We start from the raw sequence: 14,681 nt of genomic DNA, 5'->3' as shown, positions 1-14,681 counted from the left end.
TTGAAGCAGCGGAAGCGCAAATGTGCTGACTGGGAAAGACTCCCGGGAACAACGCGGTGAACGCAGGCTACTTGCCGAGCACCGCCAGATGGATGTCCTGCAAGGGCAGGACACGTTTGGCCGCACCCAGCTTGATGGCTTCCTTGGGCATGCCGAACACCACGCAACTGGCCTCGTCCTGGGCCACGGTCGCGGCGCCGGCATCGGCCATTTCCTTGAGACCGCGAGCACCATCGTCGCCCATGCCGGTCATGATGATGCCGGTGGCGTTCTTCCCGGCGAACTTGGCCACCGAGCGAAACAGCACATCCACCGACGGGCGATGGCGATTGACCAACGGGCCGTCTGCCACCTGAACGTGATAATAGGCGCCGTTGCGCACCAGCATCATGTGCTTGCCGCCAGGAGCGATCAGGGCCAGGCCGGGCAATACCCGGTCATTGTTTTGCGCCTCGCGGACTTCAATCTGCGACAAGCCGTTGAGGCGCTGGGCAAAGGAAGCGGTGAATTTCTCCGGCATATGCTGAACGATGACGATCCCCGGGCAGACCCTCGGCAACACGGTGAGCAGCGCTTCCAGCGCCTGGGTGCCGCCCGTGGAAGTACCGATGGCGACGATGCGCTCGGTGGTCTGGGCCATCGCGTGACTACCGCCAGCCGACAACATCGCGTCGGCGCTCAGCTTGCTGCTCACCTCGAGGCGCGGCGCGGCGGCACGTCGGCCAAGGTTCTGGACGTTAGCCCCGGCCGCGCCGCGAACGGCGCCGAGCAGATGAGCCGCCGACTCGAGCAGGAAGTGTTTAACCCCACCTTGTGGCTTGGTGATGATATCCACAGCCCCCGCCGCCAGCGCCTGCAAGGTGGTTTCAGCACCGCGTTCGGTCAGCGAGGAGCAGATCACCACCGGCGTCGGCCGTGCGGCCATGATCTTTTTCAGGAAGGTGATGCCATCCATGCGCGGCATTTCCACGTCCAGCACAATCACGTCCGGCCAGGCCTTGGCCATTTTGTCCATGGCGAAGATCGGATCGGCGGCGACCGTTACTTGGATATCCGGTGCCTGACCGAGAATCGCCATCAGCACCTGGCGCACCACGGCAGAATCATCGACCAGTAAGACACTTATTTTTTTCATGACGGCTTTCCACCGTTGGCAAAGAAAGATGCCGGACCCAGACCGCGCCGCTCCAGGTGTCGAAGATCAGGCTGCGATGCCCGGTTCCTCCGAGGTCCATGGCACTGGGCGACAACTGCAAACCCTCGGCGATTCGCCTGACAGCTGCACAGTTAAGGCCGGCAATATCACCGACGGCCCCCTCGCGCGATTGTTCGGGAAACATCTCACCGCCACCGAACAACTTCAGCTGATACTCGCGGGCCTCACTCCGATAACCCTGGATGTGCTGCATCAGCCACTCGAAGGCTTCATCGATATAGCTGCCGTCCAGGGCTTCGCCGCGCTGGCGGCGGCCGGGCAGCAGGCAATGGGATATCCCGCCGAGCTTGCGCACCGGATGCCAAAGCACCATCGAGACGCACGACCCCAACAGGGTATGGATACGGGTGGGGTGACTGCGAAAGCACAGGCTTCCGGGGGCCAGATAGATTTCTTCGACGTCCATGGCAAGGGCGGCCTTCATGGCTTTTGATAGATGGAGGGAGCCACCAGCTTGAACGCGTCGCTGACGCCGTGCAGGCTTTCCGAGTGGCTGATCATGAAATAGCCGCCGCGCCTGAGCAGTGGCAACAGACGACTGACAACTTTGCGTTTAGTCTCCTGATCGAAGTAGATCATCACATTACGCAGGAAAATCACATCGAACTCGCCCAACTGCGGCAGGCTGTCGTTCAAGTTGATCTGGATGAAATTCACCCGGTTGCGCAGGCTCTTGTCGATCAGGAACGTGCCGGCCTGCTGGCCGATGCCCTTGAGGCAATATTTCACCAGCAAGGGTTGCGGCAGATTGCTCGCGCGCTCCATCGGGTAGTGTCCACTACGGGCCTTGGCCAACACCTGGGTGCTGATATCCGAACCGATGACTTCCCAGGGTGTACTGCCCAGGCCCTCGGCCAGGGTCATGGCCAAGCTGTAGGGTTCTTCACCCGATGAGCTGGCGGCGCTCCAGACCCGGAAGGTTTTTCCCGGTGAGGCGAGGGGCAACACTCGCAGACGCAAAAAATCGAAGTGCTTGGGTTCGCGAAAGAAATAGGTCTCGTTGGTGGTCAGCAGGTCGAGGGCTATCTGCAGCTCGTCGGGATTTTCCTTGCCCATGATCAGTTTGAAATAGGCGCCATAGCTCTCCAGCCCGTGATGCTTGAGGCGTTTGAACAGACGCCCGGCGACCAGGGCCTTTTTCGCGATCGTCAAATTGATGCCCGCAGCACCGTAGAGCCAGGCCTGGAACTGGGTGAATTCGCGATCCTCGAGCGTGATGCCGTTCAACCTGGCCGTCCTTTTTGATCACTCACAACGGCTGGCTGTCACCGACCTGCGCCAGCTGGGACATCTCGTCCACGGACAACACCCGATCAACCTGCAGGACGATAACGAACTTGCCGTCGACCTTGGCCATGCCGCTGATGAAGTCGGTACGAATACGCGCACCGAAGCTCGGTGGCGGTTCGATTTCGGCGGCCGGTATTTCCAGCACTTCGGACACAGTGTCAACCAGCAGGCCGATATCCTGCGCCTGGTGGTCGTCGCTGTTGGCTTCGATGATCACCACGCAGCTGCGCCGGGTCACGCTCGAACACGGCTGCCCGAAACGTGCGCCCAGATCCACCACCGGCACCACGGCACCGCGCAGGTTGATCACGCCCCGGACGAAGGCGGGCATCATCGGCACCGGCGTGACGTTGCCGTACTCGATGATTTCCTTGATCCCCAGGATCCCGATGGCGAACATTTCGCCGGCCAGCAGGAACGTCAGGTACTGCGCCTCCTGCAGTTGTACCGACACGGCTTGGCGGGTAGTGCTTAATGCGCCCATGTTGCTCTCCTGCATGAAAGGGCCCGCGCCCGGGCATCCGTCAGAACCGGGTGAATTCACTTTCGTCGGGACCGACGGCCTGGGTGAAACTCTTGTGCAGGGCCGGTTGTGGCGCCCGGACGATCGCTCGTGCTTTACCTTGCGCCACGTTCACCGGGGCATTGCTCGCTTCCAGGGTGAAAAAGCTCATCGCCTGCTGCAACTGTTCGGCCTGGCTGCTCATCTCTTCGGCCGTGGCCGCCAGTTCTTCGCTGCTCGAAGCGTTTTGCTGGGTGACCTGGTTGAGCTGGTTCATCGCGGTATTGATCTGCGCCACGCCAGCCGCCTGTTCTTCGGAGGCCGCCGTGATCTCCTGGACCAAGTCGGAGGTCTTGTTGATCGACGGCACCATCTCGTCCAGCAAATGCCCGGCCCGTTCGGCCATTTCAACGCTGCTGGTGGACAGCTCACCGATCTCCTGGGCCGCCACCTGGCTGCGCTCGGCCAGTTTGCGCACCTCGGCCGCCACCACCGCGAAACCCTTGCCATGTTCGCCGGCACGCGCCGCTTCGATGGCCGCGTTGAGGGCCAGCAGATTGGTCTGATAGGCAATGTCGTCGATGATGCTGATGCGCTGGGCGATTTTCTTCATGGCCTGGACGGTCTGCTGCACGGAGTCGCCGCCATCGGTGGCTTCCTTGGCCGCCTTGCTCGCCATGCCATCGGTGACTTTGGCGTTCTCGGTGTTCTGGTTGATGCTGGCGCTCATCTGCTCGACCGAGGCGCTGGTTTCTTCAACGCTGGCCGCTTGCTCGCTGGTGGCCTGGCTCATGGACTGGGCCGTGGCGCTGACTTCCTCGGACGCGCTGGCCAGGTTGTCGGCGGCCGTGCGCACCTCACCGATAATCTGCGAGAGCTTGCCGACCATGGTCTGCATCGCCGTGAGCACGCGACCGGTTTCGTCCTTGGAGCCCGGCTCGATGGTCACCGCCAGATTGCCCTCGGCCAACTGGGTCGCGACGCTGGCGGCGGTTTTCAGCGGATTGGCAATGATCCGCGAAATGAACAACGCCAGGGCGATCCCCACGAGCAGGGCCACGATGACCGCAGCGATGATCGACATTCGCCCATTGGTATAGATCTCGTTACCGCGCTGGTTGGCGGCCGTCGCACCGGCGTCGTTGAGTTCGATCATTTTCAGCAAATCGGTGGAGATCAATTCAAAGGTTCGCTTCGACTCCCCCCTGAGAATGGCCGCCGCTTGTTCCTTTTCCCCCTGCCGGACCTCATTCAACAGGGTCTTGCTGGAGGCGAGGTAGCTCTCCCAATCACTCTTGAAGGTATCGAACAACGCTTGTTCCGCAGGGCTGGAGATCAGTCCTTCCTTTTCATAGCGGACAATACGGGTGTCGACCTCCTTGCGGGCATCGGCGGCTTCCTGTTCATACTGGGTCCGCTCCGCTGCATCCTCGGTCGCCACATAACGGAGTTCCTTGATCCGGTAGTTGGCGACAAAGAACCGCAGGCCCGAAGCCAGGCGCACGGAGGGCAGCCAGTTGTCGCGCATGTCGGTGGCCGTCTGGTTGACCTGGCCCAGCTGGATGACGGCAAACACGCCCATCGCCGCCGTCAGCGCCAGCACCACCAGAAACGAGGTGATGAGCTTGGTTGCTATCCTCAAATCGTAGAACCATTTCATTGAAGGGTCCCTCCATGTGCGGTGTGGTTGGCTGAGTTGCCAGGTTTGCTATCGGTCGGTGAATAAACAGCGGCCTGCCGGGTTTCACGCTGGACCAGCTCCCCCAGCAACGACGGAACATCGAGAATCAGCGCGACCTCGCCACTGCCCAGGATGGTTGAACCGCTGATGCCGCGCAGGGCGCTGAACAACTTGCCGAGGGGTTTGATAACGGTCTGGAATTCCCCCAGCAGGTCATCGACCACCAACCCGGCCTTCTGCTCGGCACAACGCACCACCACCACGTTCTCGCGGCGCACGCTGTGCCCGGTATGGCCGAAGTGGTCGCGCAGACGCACCAGCGGCAGCACTTCCCCACGCAGATCGAGGTAGTTGTCCGCCGCCGCATCCTGACGCTGCAAGGCATTCAATTCGATGCACTCCTGGACCATTTCCAGCGGCACCACATAGTGGGTCTGGCCGATCCCCACGAGGAATCCGTTGATGATCGCCAGGGTCAACGGCAGGCGGATACGGATGATCGTGCCTTGGTCGGGTTGGCTGTCCAGATCGACAGTGCCGCGCAGCAGCGTGATGTTGCGCTTGACCACATCCATGCCCACGCCACGGCCGGACAGATTGGTCACGGCCTCAGCGGTGGAAAACCCCGGTTCGAAAATCAGGTTGTAGATCTCCTGGTCCGTCAGGTTCGACGCCGCAGGGACCAGGCCGCGCTCGACGGCTTTTTGCAGAATCCGATCACGGTTCAGACCGGCGCCGTCATCGGCGATTTCCAGGACGATGCTGCCCGAGTCGTGAAAGGCATTGAGCTGCAGCCGACCTTTGGCGGGCTTGCCGGCGGCCTGGCGCACCGACGGGGATTCGATGCCGTGATCCATCGCGTTGCGCAACAGGTGCATCAGCGGATCACCGATTTTCTCCACCACGGTCTTGTCCAGTTCGGTGTCGGCGCCGCTGATCAGCAGTTCGATGTCCTTGCCCAGTTCCTGGCTGACATCGCGCACCACGCGGCGGAAACGATTGAACGTCTCGCCGATAGGGATCATCCGCAGGTGCAGGGCGCCATCGAGAATTTCTTCCACCAGGCCCGAAACCGTCGAGGTGGACTCCAGCAACGGGCCATTCTGGCTGGTGCGCGCCAACAGGTTGGCCCCGGCGCTGGCGATGACCAGTTCGCCCACCAGGTTGATCAGCTCGTCCAGCTTGTCAGCATTGACCCGGACAAAGCGGCCTTCGGTAGCCGCCGCCCCCTGGGGTTCGCGTTGGCGGCCCTGTTTTTCCAACGCGGACTGCACCACGGCCGGTTCAACCACGCGCTGTTCAATCAGGATCTCTCCCAGCGGCACCGCCGCCATCCCGGCCGACTGCGCCTGCTCACGCTGGGCACGCAAACCGTCTTCCAGTTCCTTGGCCGTCAACGCGCCACATCGGGTCAGGATTTCCCCCAGTCGTGCAGGTTCCTCGGGCAGCGCCTCGATGAGTCGCAGGTACTCCTCCATGCGACTGTGGGGCGCGAGGATATGAATCAGGCAATCATCACGGACAAAATCGAAGGCTTCGGCAATGGTTTCGCGACTGGCCTCGGAACTCAGGTCGATCTCGAAGCCCAGATGACAGCTCTCGGCGTCGAATTGCTCCAGGGCGGGCAGGGTATCGGCGAGGGTGACCACATGGACGATTTCACCCAGGGTATTGAGGTAGCGAAGGAAGGACAGCGGGTCCATGCCATTGCGAAACACGTCCTCGCCGAAGCGCAGGGAAATGTGCCAGTGGCCGGAACTGACCGCGTCCTGGCCTGGCACCGGCTGGGCCACGGGAATATCCGGCAGGACCGGGACGACTGATGCCACCTGTACGGCCTGGTAGTTCAGCAACCCCCGACGCAGGACCGCTTCACGCGCCAGGGCGATATCGCTCAACGCTTCACCGGCACTGGCCACGACCTCAACCAGTTCGAGGATGTGATCGGCACTTTTGAGCAGCAGGGCGATCAACTCGCCATCCACCTGGATGGCGCCATCGCGCAGGCGGTCCAGCACGTCCTCGACAATGTGGGTAAACCCGACGATGGGGCTCAGCCCGAACAGTCCGGCGGAACCCTTGATGGTGTGCGCCGCACGAAAGATTGCGCCGATGGCATCGTTGTCATCGGGTTCGGACTCCAGGTGCAGCAACGACGACTCCATGTCCTGAAGCAGCTCGCGTGCTTCGACGATGAAGGTTTGCTGTGCCTGGTCGAGGTTGATGGTCACGATAGAGTCCTTTTCATCGCCCCGGGGTTACAGAACCACGGGAAGCTTGGCGCCCTGGATCACGGATGACCCAGCGTACCGGCCAGGTCGCACAGTTCGAACACCTCAAGCACCGCCGGGCTGTGCCCGTTCAGATTCAAGGTAACCCCGGTGCGCAAGGTTTCGCGCTTGGCGAGCATCAGCAGTTGCAGGCCCGCACTGTCGATTTCAGTGACCTGCGAAAGATCGATCGCCAGCGGGCTGCCCAGCGTCAGGAACGGCGCCAGCTGCGCATAGAGTTCGGCGGCGGTGTAGATGGTCATCTCGCCTTCGATCCCCAGATGCGGGGTCGGCGTGTCTGCTTGGCAAATGATCGGCATGCTCGAATCTCCCTGTTCGCCCGTTCCCTCTGGTAATGCCTTGACTCAGGGCAGGATCAGCTTGGAAACGGCCGCGAGCATTTGCGCCGGCTGGAACGGCTTGACCACCCAGGCCCGCGCCCCGGCGGCTTGCCCTTCCTGCTTCTTGGTTTCCTGGGATTCGGTGGTGAGCATGATGATCGGGGTGAATTTGTAGTTGGGCAGCTTTTTCACTTCCTTGACGAAGGTGATGCCATCCATGTTCGGCATGTTCACGTCGCTGATGATCAGGTGGATTTTCTGCCCGGTCAGCTTGCCCAATGCATCCTTGCCGTCGCTGGCTTCGATCACGTCGTATCCGGCGCTTTTCAGCGCGATGCTGACAACCTGACGAACACTGCTCGAGTCGTCGACCACCATTACGTTCTTCGCCATGAGCGGCTCCTAAAAGAAGGTGATTTCCTGGGTGTTAGTGGGTTGATTGACGTTGACCTTGCCCGTGCGGTGATTGCGCCGCTGTTCATCGGTGGCGTAGGTCAGCTCCATTTCCGCCAACCAGGCAGGCGCGTCGACGGCCACGGCGGCTCCCGGTGTCTGTTGCGCTTCACGCAAGTGACGGAGCAGGGCTTCCATGTTGTTGCGCACCTGCGCGAGGATCTGGCTGACCCGATCCTGGAATTGCAGGTTGACCAGCACCTCGGTGACCTCGTCGCGAATCCCCAGGCCTTCACGTTGCAGCAGGGCCGCGGATTCGGAGAGCTGGCCGGTGATGCTCTTGAAGCGTTCAAGTACGCCCTGGATGCTGGCCTCGGAGTCGGCCACCGAATCCTTGTCGTGATCGGTACTGCTGGCAGCGGCCTCGACCAGCTGGGTAATGGCACTGTTGATGATGTCGACCTTGGCGGACATTTTCTGCCCGGTTTCACTGGATTGGCTGGAGAGGGTCCGCACCGCATCGGCGACCACGGCAAAACCACGCCCGGCTTCCCCGGCTCGGGCGGCTTCAATCGCAGCGTTGAGCGCCAGCAGGTTGGTCTGCTGGGCGATGGCCGCCACTTCACCGGCCATAGCCCGCAGTTCGCCGGTATAGCCGGTGAGGTTGCGGACCTGAACCAGCATCTCGTCGCGGCTTTTTTGAATGGTCTTGAGCGACTCGATCACGTGCAGCAATTCGGCATCGCTCCGAGCCAAGACCTCCAGCGCACCACCCTGATGGTTGTGGTCGGCCAGATCGCCCGCCGTCGCCTGGGAGTTATCCACAGTCTGCTGCAAATGTTCGGCGATGGAACTGAAACGGCTGGTCAGTTCGATGATCGCGGTTTCGGTCTCGGTGCGGGAGCTTTCGATTTGCCGGGACCAGATGGGAATGGCTTCGAGGCAGACCGCCTCAAGACCGCCCGTGGGGCCGATGTCGGTGGTGATCTGAGCGGCTTGGGCAGCGCTCAGGATTCGGGCTGACAGTTGTCGGTAATGACGCTGGTTCAGCAGTCCGACGAGACCACCCACCACCAGCAGACCCAGCGACCAGGCCAGGCGGGCGGGGCTCCAATCGCCCAGGAGCAACACGCATGCGCCAAAGGCGGCGGGGATAAGGGGCATCCAGAAAAAAGCGCTCGCCTGAGGAGTAGGCTGCGGTACCTGCAGGTTGCCGGATGACGACATAGGTTCCTCCCTGAATCAGTTGAACAGAGCTCCACTGCATAACAAGGCTATCCGCCGAGACCATGGCCCACTTGAGTGTGGTGCAGGGTCAATCGTCGGATAGTCGCAAAACCGTTCGATTTTCGGATGCGGCACAATGCCATCTAAGGGCATAGGTAGATGAGTGTAGACGGGGTTGCGGAATGCAAAAGGGGGAATTTGCTTTTAAATCGTGGGGGGAAGTGACTATAGAGTCAGCCACGTATACGAAAAGCGGGGATTATCGACGGAGGGTATTCACTCGCCCTTGCCGAAGAGTTTTACATAGAGGGTGTGCTTCGCATGGCGCCATGACTCGGTCAAATCGCCATTGAGCTCAAGTGCTTCGAAGATGCTTCTGACCTGTTCGTTGGTAATCAGCTTCGCCGTAAGCATCTTCTTTAGCAGTTCATACCCATGCCAGATCGGGATACTGAAGTCTTTAGCCAGCTTGTGCATCCCCGATCATCCGTGACCACAATGGCCTCTCTGATCTGACCGAAAGCAAGTACCCGACAATCAGTCGGTGAAGGAGGGGAGCGGCCACCGCTGGTGTAAACAGTGGGATCAGCCAAAACCCATCCGCGCAGAACGCTTTGAGCAATATCCATCTGTACTCGCTCCTCGGCACTCAAGCGCACCCGCTTGGCCAGTCGCTCATTCGCCAGATCCTCCGCGTCAAACCAGGGAAATCTGAAACGAAGCGCACCGCTGCGATGCACTTCATCCTCAACATCTTTCAATATCGTCAGAACGTATTTCTTCTGCCCGAACTCGATACCCAGCATCGGGCGTATACGCTTGGCGAGCCGCAGATACGCATTGGTATCCAGCAACACCAGCGTACACCCCGTCACCGTGCAAGCTCTCCATGAACAGCCGTTGCATCACTCAGTGAGAGATCCATGATCTGCTGGACGTAGGATGGCCCTGTCCCATGTTCACGGATCATGCGTTTCAGAGCGCTAAAAAATACGGACTGGAAGGTATTGGAAGCAGCGGCAATGTAGTGAGCCGGCTTGGGTGGCATCGGGTCAAACAGGATAGTGCTGACCCATTGCGGCTCAGCATTGTTACGCACGGCATGGATCGTTTTTTCCGCCACGCGCAGCGCAGGCAGATCATTCTCCAAGGCAAATCCCTTGGCCTGCTGGAAAACAGTATTCAGCGAAATTTCATGTTGCTTCGCATACTTCTGCAATACGGTGACTTCACCTGCCGGGCCAGGAGCGTCGATGGCTTCTCGGTAGGCGAGTTGAGCGCAAGCCTCGGGAAACAGCAACGTACCTGCAAAGGCATCGGCAAAGTCCTCTCCTTCATCTTTGCCAGCCAACTCGGGGGTGTATACATGAGCCAGTTCGTGCGCCATCCAGAATTTGAAATCTTCCAGCTTGGTATCCAGGTTCACGAACACAAAGGTAACGTCAGCCGCTGGTAACAGGATATGCAGGGCATTCTTGTGCTGCTGCTTATGCCCCCAGAGAACCGGTACCAGCACCGCCCCACAGGACTTGAACTCGGCAATCAGCGCCTCGTAACCCAGAACAGCCCGTTCGCCCAACCCCAGTTTGCTGCGTACCTGGGAGGCATCGCTTTGCAAGCGAGCATAGTGCGTCGAAGGCGACGAAATCTTGCTGCGCAAGGTCGACAGCGTCGGTAGAAAATCAACCAACGGCATGAGCAGGCTGCCAATTCCTAGTGCCTTGAGGATGTGCTCGTCAGTCGTTTTGGTACCGGCCTTTTTTCGAAAGGCGACGACTGGCTGATCCTTGGGAGGCTGCACCAACTGCGAGAAGGAGAGCTGAAGTGTTGTCGCCAGCTTGAGCAGTTTGTCGGGACGCGGGAAGTCCTTGCTTTTGAGCCAGTTGGTGACGGACTGAGCCGACACCCCCAAGTGATCAGCAAGGTCTTTTTGCGTCCAGCCACGTTGAGCCAAGGCCGAACGGAGCGATTCGGTATTCAGGGTGTTTTGCATAGTGGGGCAATGTAGGCGCTGAGGGGAGTGAAATCAAGTTTAGTAAAGTTTCAGCGTAATTCCGAGAGGTATCAAACAAGGCCGGCAAAAATCAGAATCCGTCAACTTAGAAGAAAATCAACGCAAAAAAAAGCCCGCGTGAACGGGCCTGGATGACCGACCAGCCTTGCCATCCAGACCCGGCCAGTCATCTATTTGTGAAAACGCGCAGCTTTTCTGTGAGCCTAAAACCCATCAGAAATCCAGGTTCGACACCGCCAACGCATTGCTCTCGATAAAGTCACGACGTGGCTCTACCGCATCGCCCATCAGTGTGTTGAAGATCTGATCCGCACCGACGGCGTCTTCGATCGTCACTTTCAGCATCCGGCGAACAGTCGGGTCCATGGTGGTTTCCCACAGCTGGTCCGGGTTCATCTCACCCAGCCCTTTGTATCGCTGGATGGTGTGGCGCTTGGTGCTTTCGGCCATCAACCAGTCCAGGGCTTCCTTGAACTCGGTCACGGCTTTCTTGCGTTCGCCACGCTGGATGTAGGCGCCTTCGTCGAGCAAGGTGCTCAACTGCGCGCCCAGGGTCACAACGGTCTTGTAGTCGTTGCTGCCGAAAAAGTCGCGGTTGAAGGTGACGTAGTTGGACAGGCCGTGGGAGATCAGTTCGACCTCCGGCAGCCAGACGTTACGTTCACGGTCTTCACGCAGGCTGGCTTTGTAGACCAGGCCGGACTTCTCGTTCAGACGCAGGCGGACTTCATACTTGGCCAGCCACTCCTGCATCGCCGCGTGATCGCCCAACTGCTCCAGGCTCACGGCCGGCAGGTAGATGAAGTGCTCGGTCAGTTCCTGTGGGTACAGGCGCGACAAACGCTTGAGGGTCTTCATCACCATGCGGAAGTCATTCACCAGACGTTCCAGCGCTTCGCCGGAAATACCCGGTGCGTCTTCGTTCAGGTGCAGGCTCGCATCTTCCAGGGCCGACTGCGTCATGTACTCTTCCATGGCGTCGTCGTCTTTGATGTATTGCTCTTGCTTGCCTTTCTTCACCTTGTACAACGGCGGCTGGGCAATGTAGATGTAGCCGCGCTCGATCAGCTCCGGCAACTGACGGAAGAAGAAGGTCAGCAGCAGGGTACGGATGTGCGAACCGTCGACGTCAGCATCGGTCATGATGATGATGTTGTGGTAACGCAGCTTCTCGATGTTGTACTCGTCGCGGCCGATACCACAGCCCAACGCAGTGATCAGCGTGCCCACTTCCTGGGACGAGATCATCTTGTCGAAACGGGCTTTTTCCACGTTGAGGATCTTGCCCTTCAACGGCAGGATCGCCTGGGTGCGACGGTTACGACCCTGCTTGGCGGAACCGCCAGCAGAGTCACCTTCCACCAGGTACAGTTCGGAAAGGGCAGGGTCTTTTTCCTGGCAGTCAGCCAGTTTGCCCGGCAGGCCGGCGATATCCAGCGCACCTTTACGACGGGTCATCTCACGGGCTTTACGCGCCGCTTCACGGGCACGGGCGGCGTCGATCATCTTGCCGACCACCAGCTTGGCTTCGTTCGGGTTTTCCAGCAGGAAGTCCGAGAAGTACTTGCCCATTTCCTGTTCGACAGCAGTCTTCACTTCGGAAGAAACCAGCTTGTCCTTGGTCTGGGAGCTGAACTTCGGATCCGGCACCTTGACCGAAATGATCGCAGTCAGGCCTTCACGGGCATCGTCACCGGTGGTGGCGACTTTATGCTTCTTCGCCAGACCTTCCGCTTCGATGTAGGTGTTCAGGTTACGCGTCAGTGCGGAACGGAAACCCACCAGGTGAGTACCGCCGTCGCGCTGCGGAATGTTGTTGGTGAAGCACAACAGGTTCTCGTTGAAGCTGTCGTTCCACTGCAGGGCGATTTCCACGCCGATGCCGTCTTCACGTTGGATGTTGAAGTGGAACACCTGGTTGACCGGAGTCTTGTTGGTGTTCAGGTATTCAACGAACGCACGCAGGCCGCCTTCGTACTTGAACAGCTCTTCCTTGCCGCTGCGCTCGTCCTTGAGGACGATGCCGACACCGGAGTTTAGGAAGGACAGTTCACGAATCCGCTTGGCCAGGATGTCCCAGCTGAAGTGGATGTTCTTGAAGGTTTCGGCGGAGGCCTTGAAGTGGATCTCGGTACCGGTGGTTTCGCTGTCGCCGACAGTGCGCATCGGCTCCTGTGGAACACCGTGGACGTAGGTCTGTTCCCAGATCTTGCCGCTGCGACGCACAGTCAGCACCAGCAATTCGGACAGGGCGTTCACGACCGACACACCCACACCGTGCAAACCGCCGGAGACTTTATAGGAGTTGTCGTCGAACTTACCGCCGGCGTGCAGCACGGTCATGATGACCTCAGCCGCGGAAACGCCTTCTTCCTTGTGCACGTCTACCGGAATACCGCGACCGTTGTCGCGCACGGTGATGGACTCATCCGGGTGGATGATGATGCTGATTTCGTCGCAATGGCCGGCGAGGGCTTCGTCGATGGAGTTGTCGACCACCTCGAACACCATGTGGTGCAGACCGCTACCATCATCGGTGTCGCCAATGTACATACCGGGACGTTTGCGTACGGCATCCAAACCTTTCAGCACCTTGATGCTGGTCGAGTCGTACGTATTTTCTTCGCTCATGCCTTCACTCCCGATGGTCGTGGGTCTGGGTGATACAGCCTTGTTCCACGTGGAACAAAGCGACTGGCGTTTCCGTCTGCCAGCCTTCCCTCAATAATTCGTGGTCTACACAGGTGATAAACACCTGGCAGCGTAAGTCTTCCAGCAAGCGACAGAGTGCACGACGGTGTTGCTCGTCCAACTCGGACGGCAGGTCATCCACCAGATAAATACACTGACCGCGCCGGGCCTGACTGACCAGGTGCCCCTGAGCAATGCGCAAGGCACAGACCACCAACTTCTGCTGACCCCGGGACAAGATGTCCGCGGCATTGTGTGCGCCCAATCTAAGACGCAAATCAGCTCGCTGTGGTCCGGCTTGGGTGTGACCCATTTGCTGATCCCGGTGCAGGGAGGAGGCGAGCACGGTGCTCAATTCCTTCTCTTTGTCCCAACCACGGTAATAGCTCAGCGTCAGGCCCTCGAGTTCGACTAGCTCGCTCAAGGTCTGCTCAAAGACTGGTTTCAAGACTTTGATGTAAGCGCGGCGGTATTCATCGATTTCGGCGCTGGCCAGGCACAGTTCCCGGTCCCAGGCCGCTTGCGAAGCGGCGTCAAGTGTACCATGCCGCAGCCATGAGTTCCGCTGCCGCAGGGCCTTCTGCAAGCGCTGCCAGGTCGACATGAAACGAGGTTCCACGTGGAACACTCCCCAGTCGAGGAACTGGCGGCGGATCTTCGGAGCGCCTTCGAGCAGACGGAAGCTGTCCGGGTTGATCAGTTGCAGCGGCAGGATTTCCGCCAGTTGCGCCGCGCTCTTGGCGTTCTGGCCATCGATGCGGATCTGAAATTCGCCCTGGCGATCCCGCGATATCCCCAACGCGCTGTGCCCACCCTCGGCCAACTCCACCTGGCCGAAGACGGTGCAGGCGAGTTGTTCGTACTGGATGACCGGGAGCAGGCGGGTGCTGCGAAACGAACGTGCGAGCCCGAGCAGATGCAGCGCTTCGAGCACGCTGGTTTTTCCGCTGCCGTTGGCGCCGTAAAGGATATTGATACGCGGGGAGGGGGAGAAGGTCACCGGCTGCAGATTACGCACCGCGGTGACCGAAACACGACTGAGGGACATCTAGCGTT

Annotated in this window: 12 protein-coding genes and 2 pseudogenes; all 14 read right to left on the bottom strand. The window is 59.7% G+C overall.

Annotated features, from left to right (window positions below; translation table 11 throughout):
* Positions 1 to 67: 67 nt before the first annotated feature.
* Entirely contained in the window at positions 68 to 1,135 is a 1,068-nt protein-coding gene (locus tag HX866_RS21595) for a protein-glutamate methylesterase/protein-glutamine glutaminase (protein ID WP_177140385.1), read from the bottom strand.
* Complete coding sequence (locus HX866_RS21590; RefSeq protein WP_177140384.1) at positions 1,104 to 1,622, bottom strand: chemotaxis protein CheD; 519 nt, start codon at positions 1,620 to 1,622, stop codon at positions 1,104 to 1,106. The genes HX866_RS21595 and HX866_RS21590 overlap by 32 nt, the downstream gene beginning before the upstream one ends.
* A gap of 14 nt (positions 1,623 to 1,636) precedes the next feature.
* Positions 1,637 to 2,443 carry a CheR family methyltransferase gene (locus HX866_RS21585; RefSeq protein WP_177093853.1) on the bottom strand — a complete coding sequence of 269 codons (807 nt, stop codon included), beginning with the start codon at positions 2,441 to 2,443 and terminating at the stop codon, positions 1,637 to 1,639.
* 22 nt (positions 2,444 to 2,465) lie between these two features.
* The gene (locus tag HX866_RS21580) at positions 2,466 to 2,990 is read right to left on the bottom strand and encodes a chemotaxis protein CheW (RefSeq protein WP_177140383.1); all 525 of its coding nucleotides are present in this window, start codon (positions 2,988 to 2,990) and stop codon (positions 2,466 to 2,468) included.
* A gap of 40 nt (positions 2,991 to 3,030) precedes the next feature.
* On the bottom strand, positions 3,031 to 4,668 hold the full coding sequence (locus tag HX866_RS21575; protein WP_177093855.1) for a methyl-accepting chemotaxis protein: 1,638 nt from the start codon (positions 4,666 to 4,668) through the stop codon (positions 3,031 to 3,033).
* A pseudogene (locus tag HX866_RS21570) lies at positions 4,665 to 6,437 on the bottom strand (chemotaxis protein CheA); the annotation flags it as partial. The pseudogene HX866_RS21570 and the gene HX866_RS21575, both read right to left, overlap by 4 nt.
* Before the next feature lie 80 nt (positions 6,438 to 6,517).
* A pseudogene (locus HX866_RS34880) lies at positions 6,518 to 6,920 on the bottom strand (Hpt domain-containing protein); the annotation flags it as partial.
* A gap of 59 nt (positions 6,921 to 6,979) precedes the next feature.
* Positions 6,980 to 7,279, bottom strand: coding sequence for an STAS domain-containing protein (locus tag HX866_RS21565; protein WP_177093857.1), 300 nt, complete (start codon positions 7,277 to 7,279; stop codon positions 6,980 to 6,982).
* A 45-nt stretch (positions 7,280 to 7,324) separates the two neighbouring features.
* Positions 7,325 to 7,693, bottom strand: a complete 369-nt coding sequence (locus HX866_RS21560) for a response regulator (protein ID WP_177093858.1) — start codon at positions 7,691 to 7,693, stop codon at positions 7,325 to 7,327.
* Between the two features lie 9 nt (positions 7,694 to 7,702).
* Positions 7,703 to 8,377 carry a methyl-accepting chemotaxis protein gene (locus HX866_RS34875; protein WP_371318793.1) on the bottom strand — a complete coding sequence of 225 codons (675 nt, stop codon included), beginning with the start codon at positions 8,375 to 8,377 and terminating at the stop codon, positions 7,703 to 7,705.
* A gap of 962 nt (positions 8,378 to 9,339) precedes the next feature.
* Positions 9,340 to 9,777: a hypothetical protein gene (locus tag HX866_RS21550; protein ID WP_218179742.1), complete on the bottom strand. Its 438-nt coding sequence runs from the start codon at positions 9,775 to 9,777 to the stop codon at positions 9,340 to 9,342.
* A gap of 14 nt (positions 9,778 to 9,791) precedes the next feature.
* Positions 9,792 to 10,913: an XRE family transcriptional regulator gene (locus HX866_RS21545; RefSeq protein WP_177140381.1), complete on the bottom strand. Its 1,122-nt coding sequence runs from the start codon at positions 10,911 to 10,913 to the stop codon at positions 9,792 to 9,794.
* Between the two features lie 234 nt (positions 10,914 to 11,147).
* Entirely contained in the window at positions 11,148 to 13,565 is a 2,418-nt protein-coding gene (gene gyrB / locus HX866_RS21540) for a DNA topoisomerase (ATP-hydrolyzing) subunit B (protein WP_177093887.1), read from the bottom strand.
* Positions 13,566 to 13,569: 4 nt separating this feature from the next.
* Positions 13,570 to 14,673, bottom strand: coding sequence for a DNA replication/repair protein RecF (gene recF, locus HX866_RS21535; RefSeq protein WP_177101279.1), 1,104 nt, complete (start codon positions 14,671 to 14,673; stop codon positions 13,570 to 13,572).
* Positions 14,674 to 14,681: the final 8 nt, after the last annotated feature.

The sequence above is a fragment of the Pseudomonas gingeri genome (genome assembly GCF_013386165.1).
Classification (GTDB): Bacteria; Pseudomonadota; Gammaproteobacteria; order Pseudomonadales; family Pseudomonadaceae; genus Aquipseudomonas; species Aquipseudomonas gingeri_C.
This window is presented reverse-complemented; position numbering and strand designations above follow the sequence as displayed.

Bases quoted from the DNA above. Each gene is read 5' to 3' on its own strand.
- HX866_RS21565 (WP_177093857.1), bottom strand. From the start codon at position 7,279: ATGCCGATCATTTGCCAAGCAGACACGCCGACCCCGCATCTGGGGATC.
- HX866_RS21545 (WP_177140381.1), bottom strand. From the start codon at position 10,913: ATGCAAAACACCCTGAATACCGAATCGCTCCGTTCGGCCTTGGCTCAA.
- HX866_RS21575 (WP_177093855.1), bottom strand. From the start codon at position 4,668: ATGAAATGGTTCTACGATTTGAGGATAGCAACCAAGCTCATCACCTCG.
- HX866_RS21595 (WP_177140385.1), bottom strand. From the start codon at position 1,135: ATGAAAAAAATAAGTGTCTTACTGGTCGATGATTCTGCCGTGGTGCGC.
- HX866_RS21590 (WP_177140384.1), bottom strand. From the start codon at position 1,622: ATGGACGTCGAAGAAATCTATCTGGCCCCCGGAAGCCTGTGCTTTCGC.
- recF (WP_177101279.1), bottom strand. From the start codon at position 14,673: ATGTCCCTCAGTCGTGTTTCGGTCACCGCGGTGCGTAATCTGCAGCCG.
- HX866_RS34875 (WP_371318793.1), bottom strand. From the start codon at position 8,377: ATGCTGGTTCAGGTCCGCAACCTCACCGGCTATACCGGCGAACTGCGG.
- gyrB (WP_177093887.1), bottom strand. From the start codon at position 13,565: ATGAGCGAAGAAAATACGTACGACTCGACCAGCATCAAGGTGCTGAAA.
- HX866_RS21560 (WP_177093858.1), bottom strand. From the start codon at position 7,693: ATGGCGAAGAACGTAATGGTGGTCGACGACTCGAGCAGTGTTCGTCAG.
- HX866_RS21580 (WP_177140383.1), bottom strand. From the start codon at position 2,990: ATGGGCGCATTAAGCACTACCCGCCAAGCCGTGTCGGTACAACTGCAG.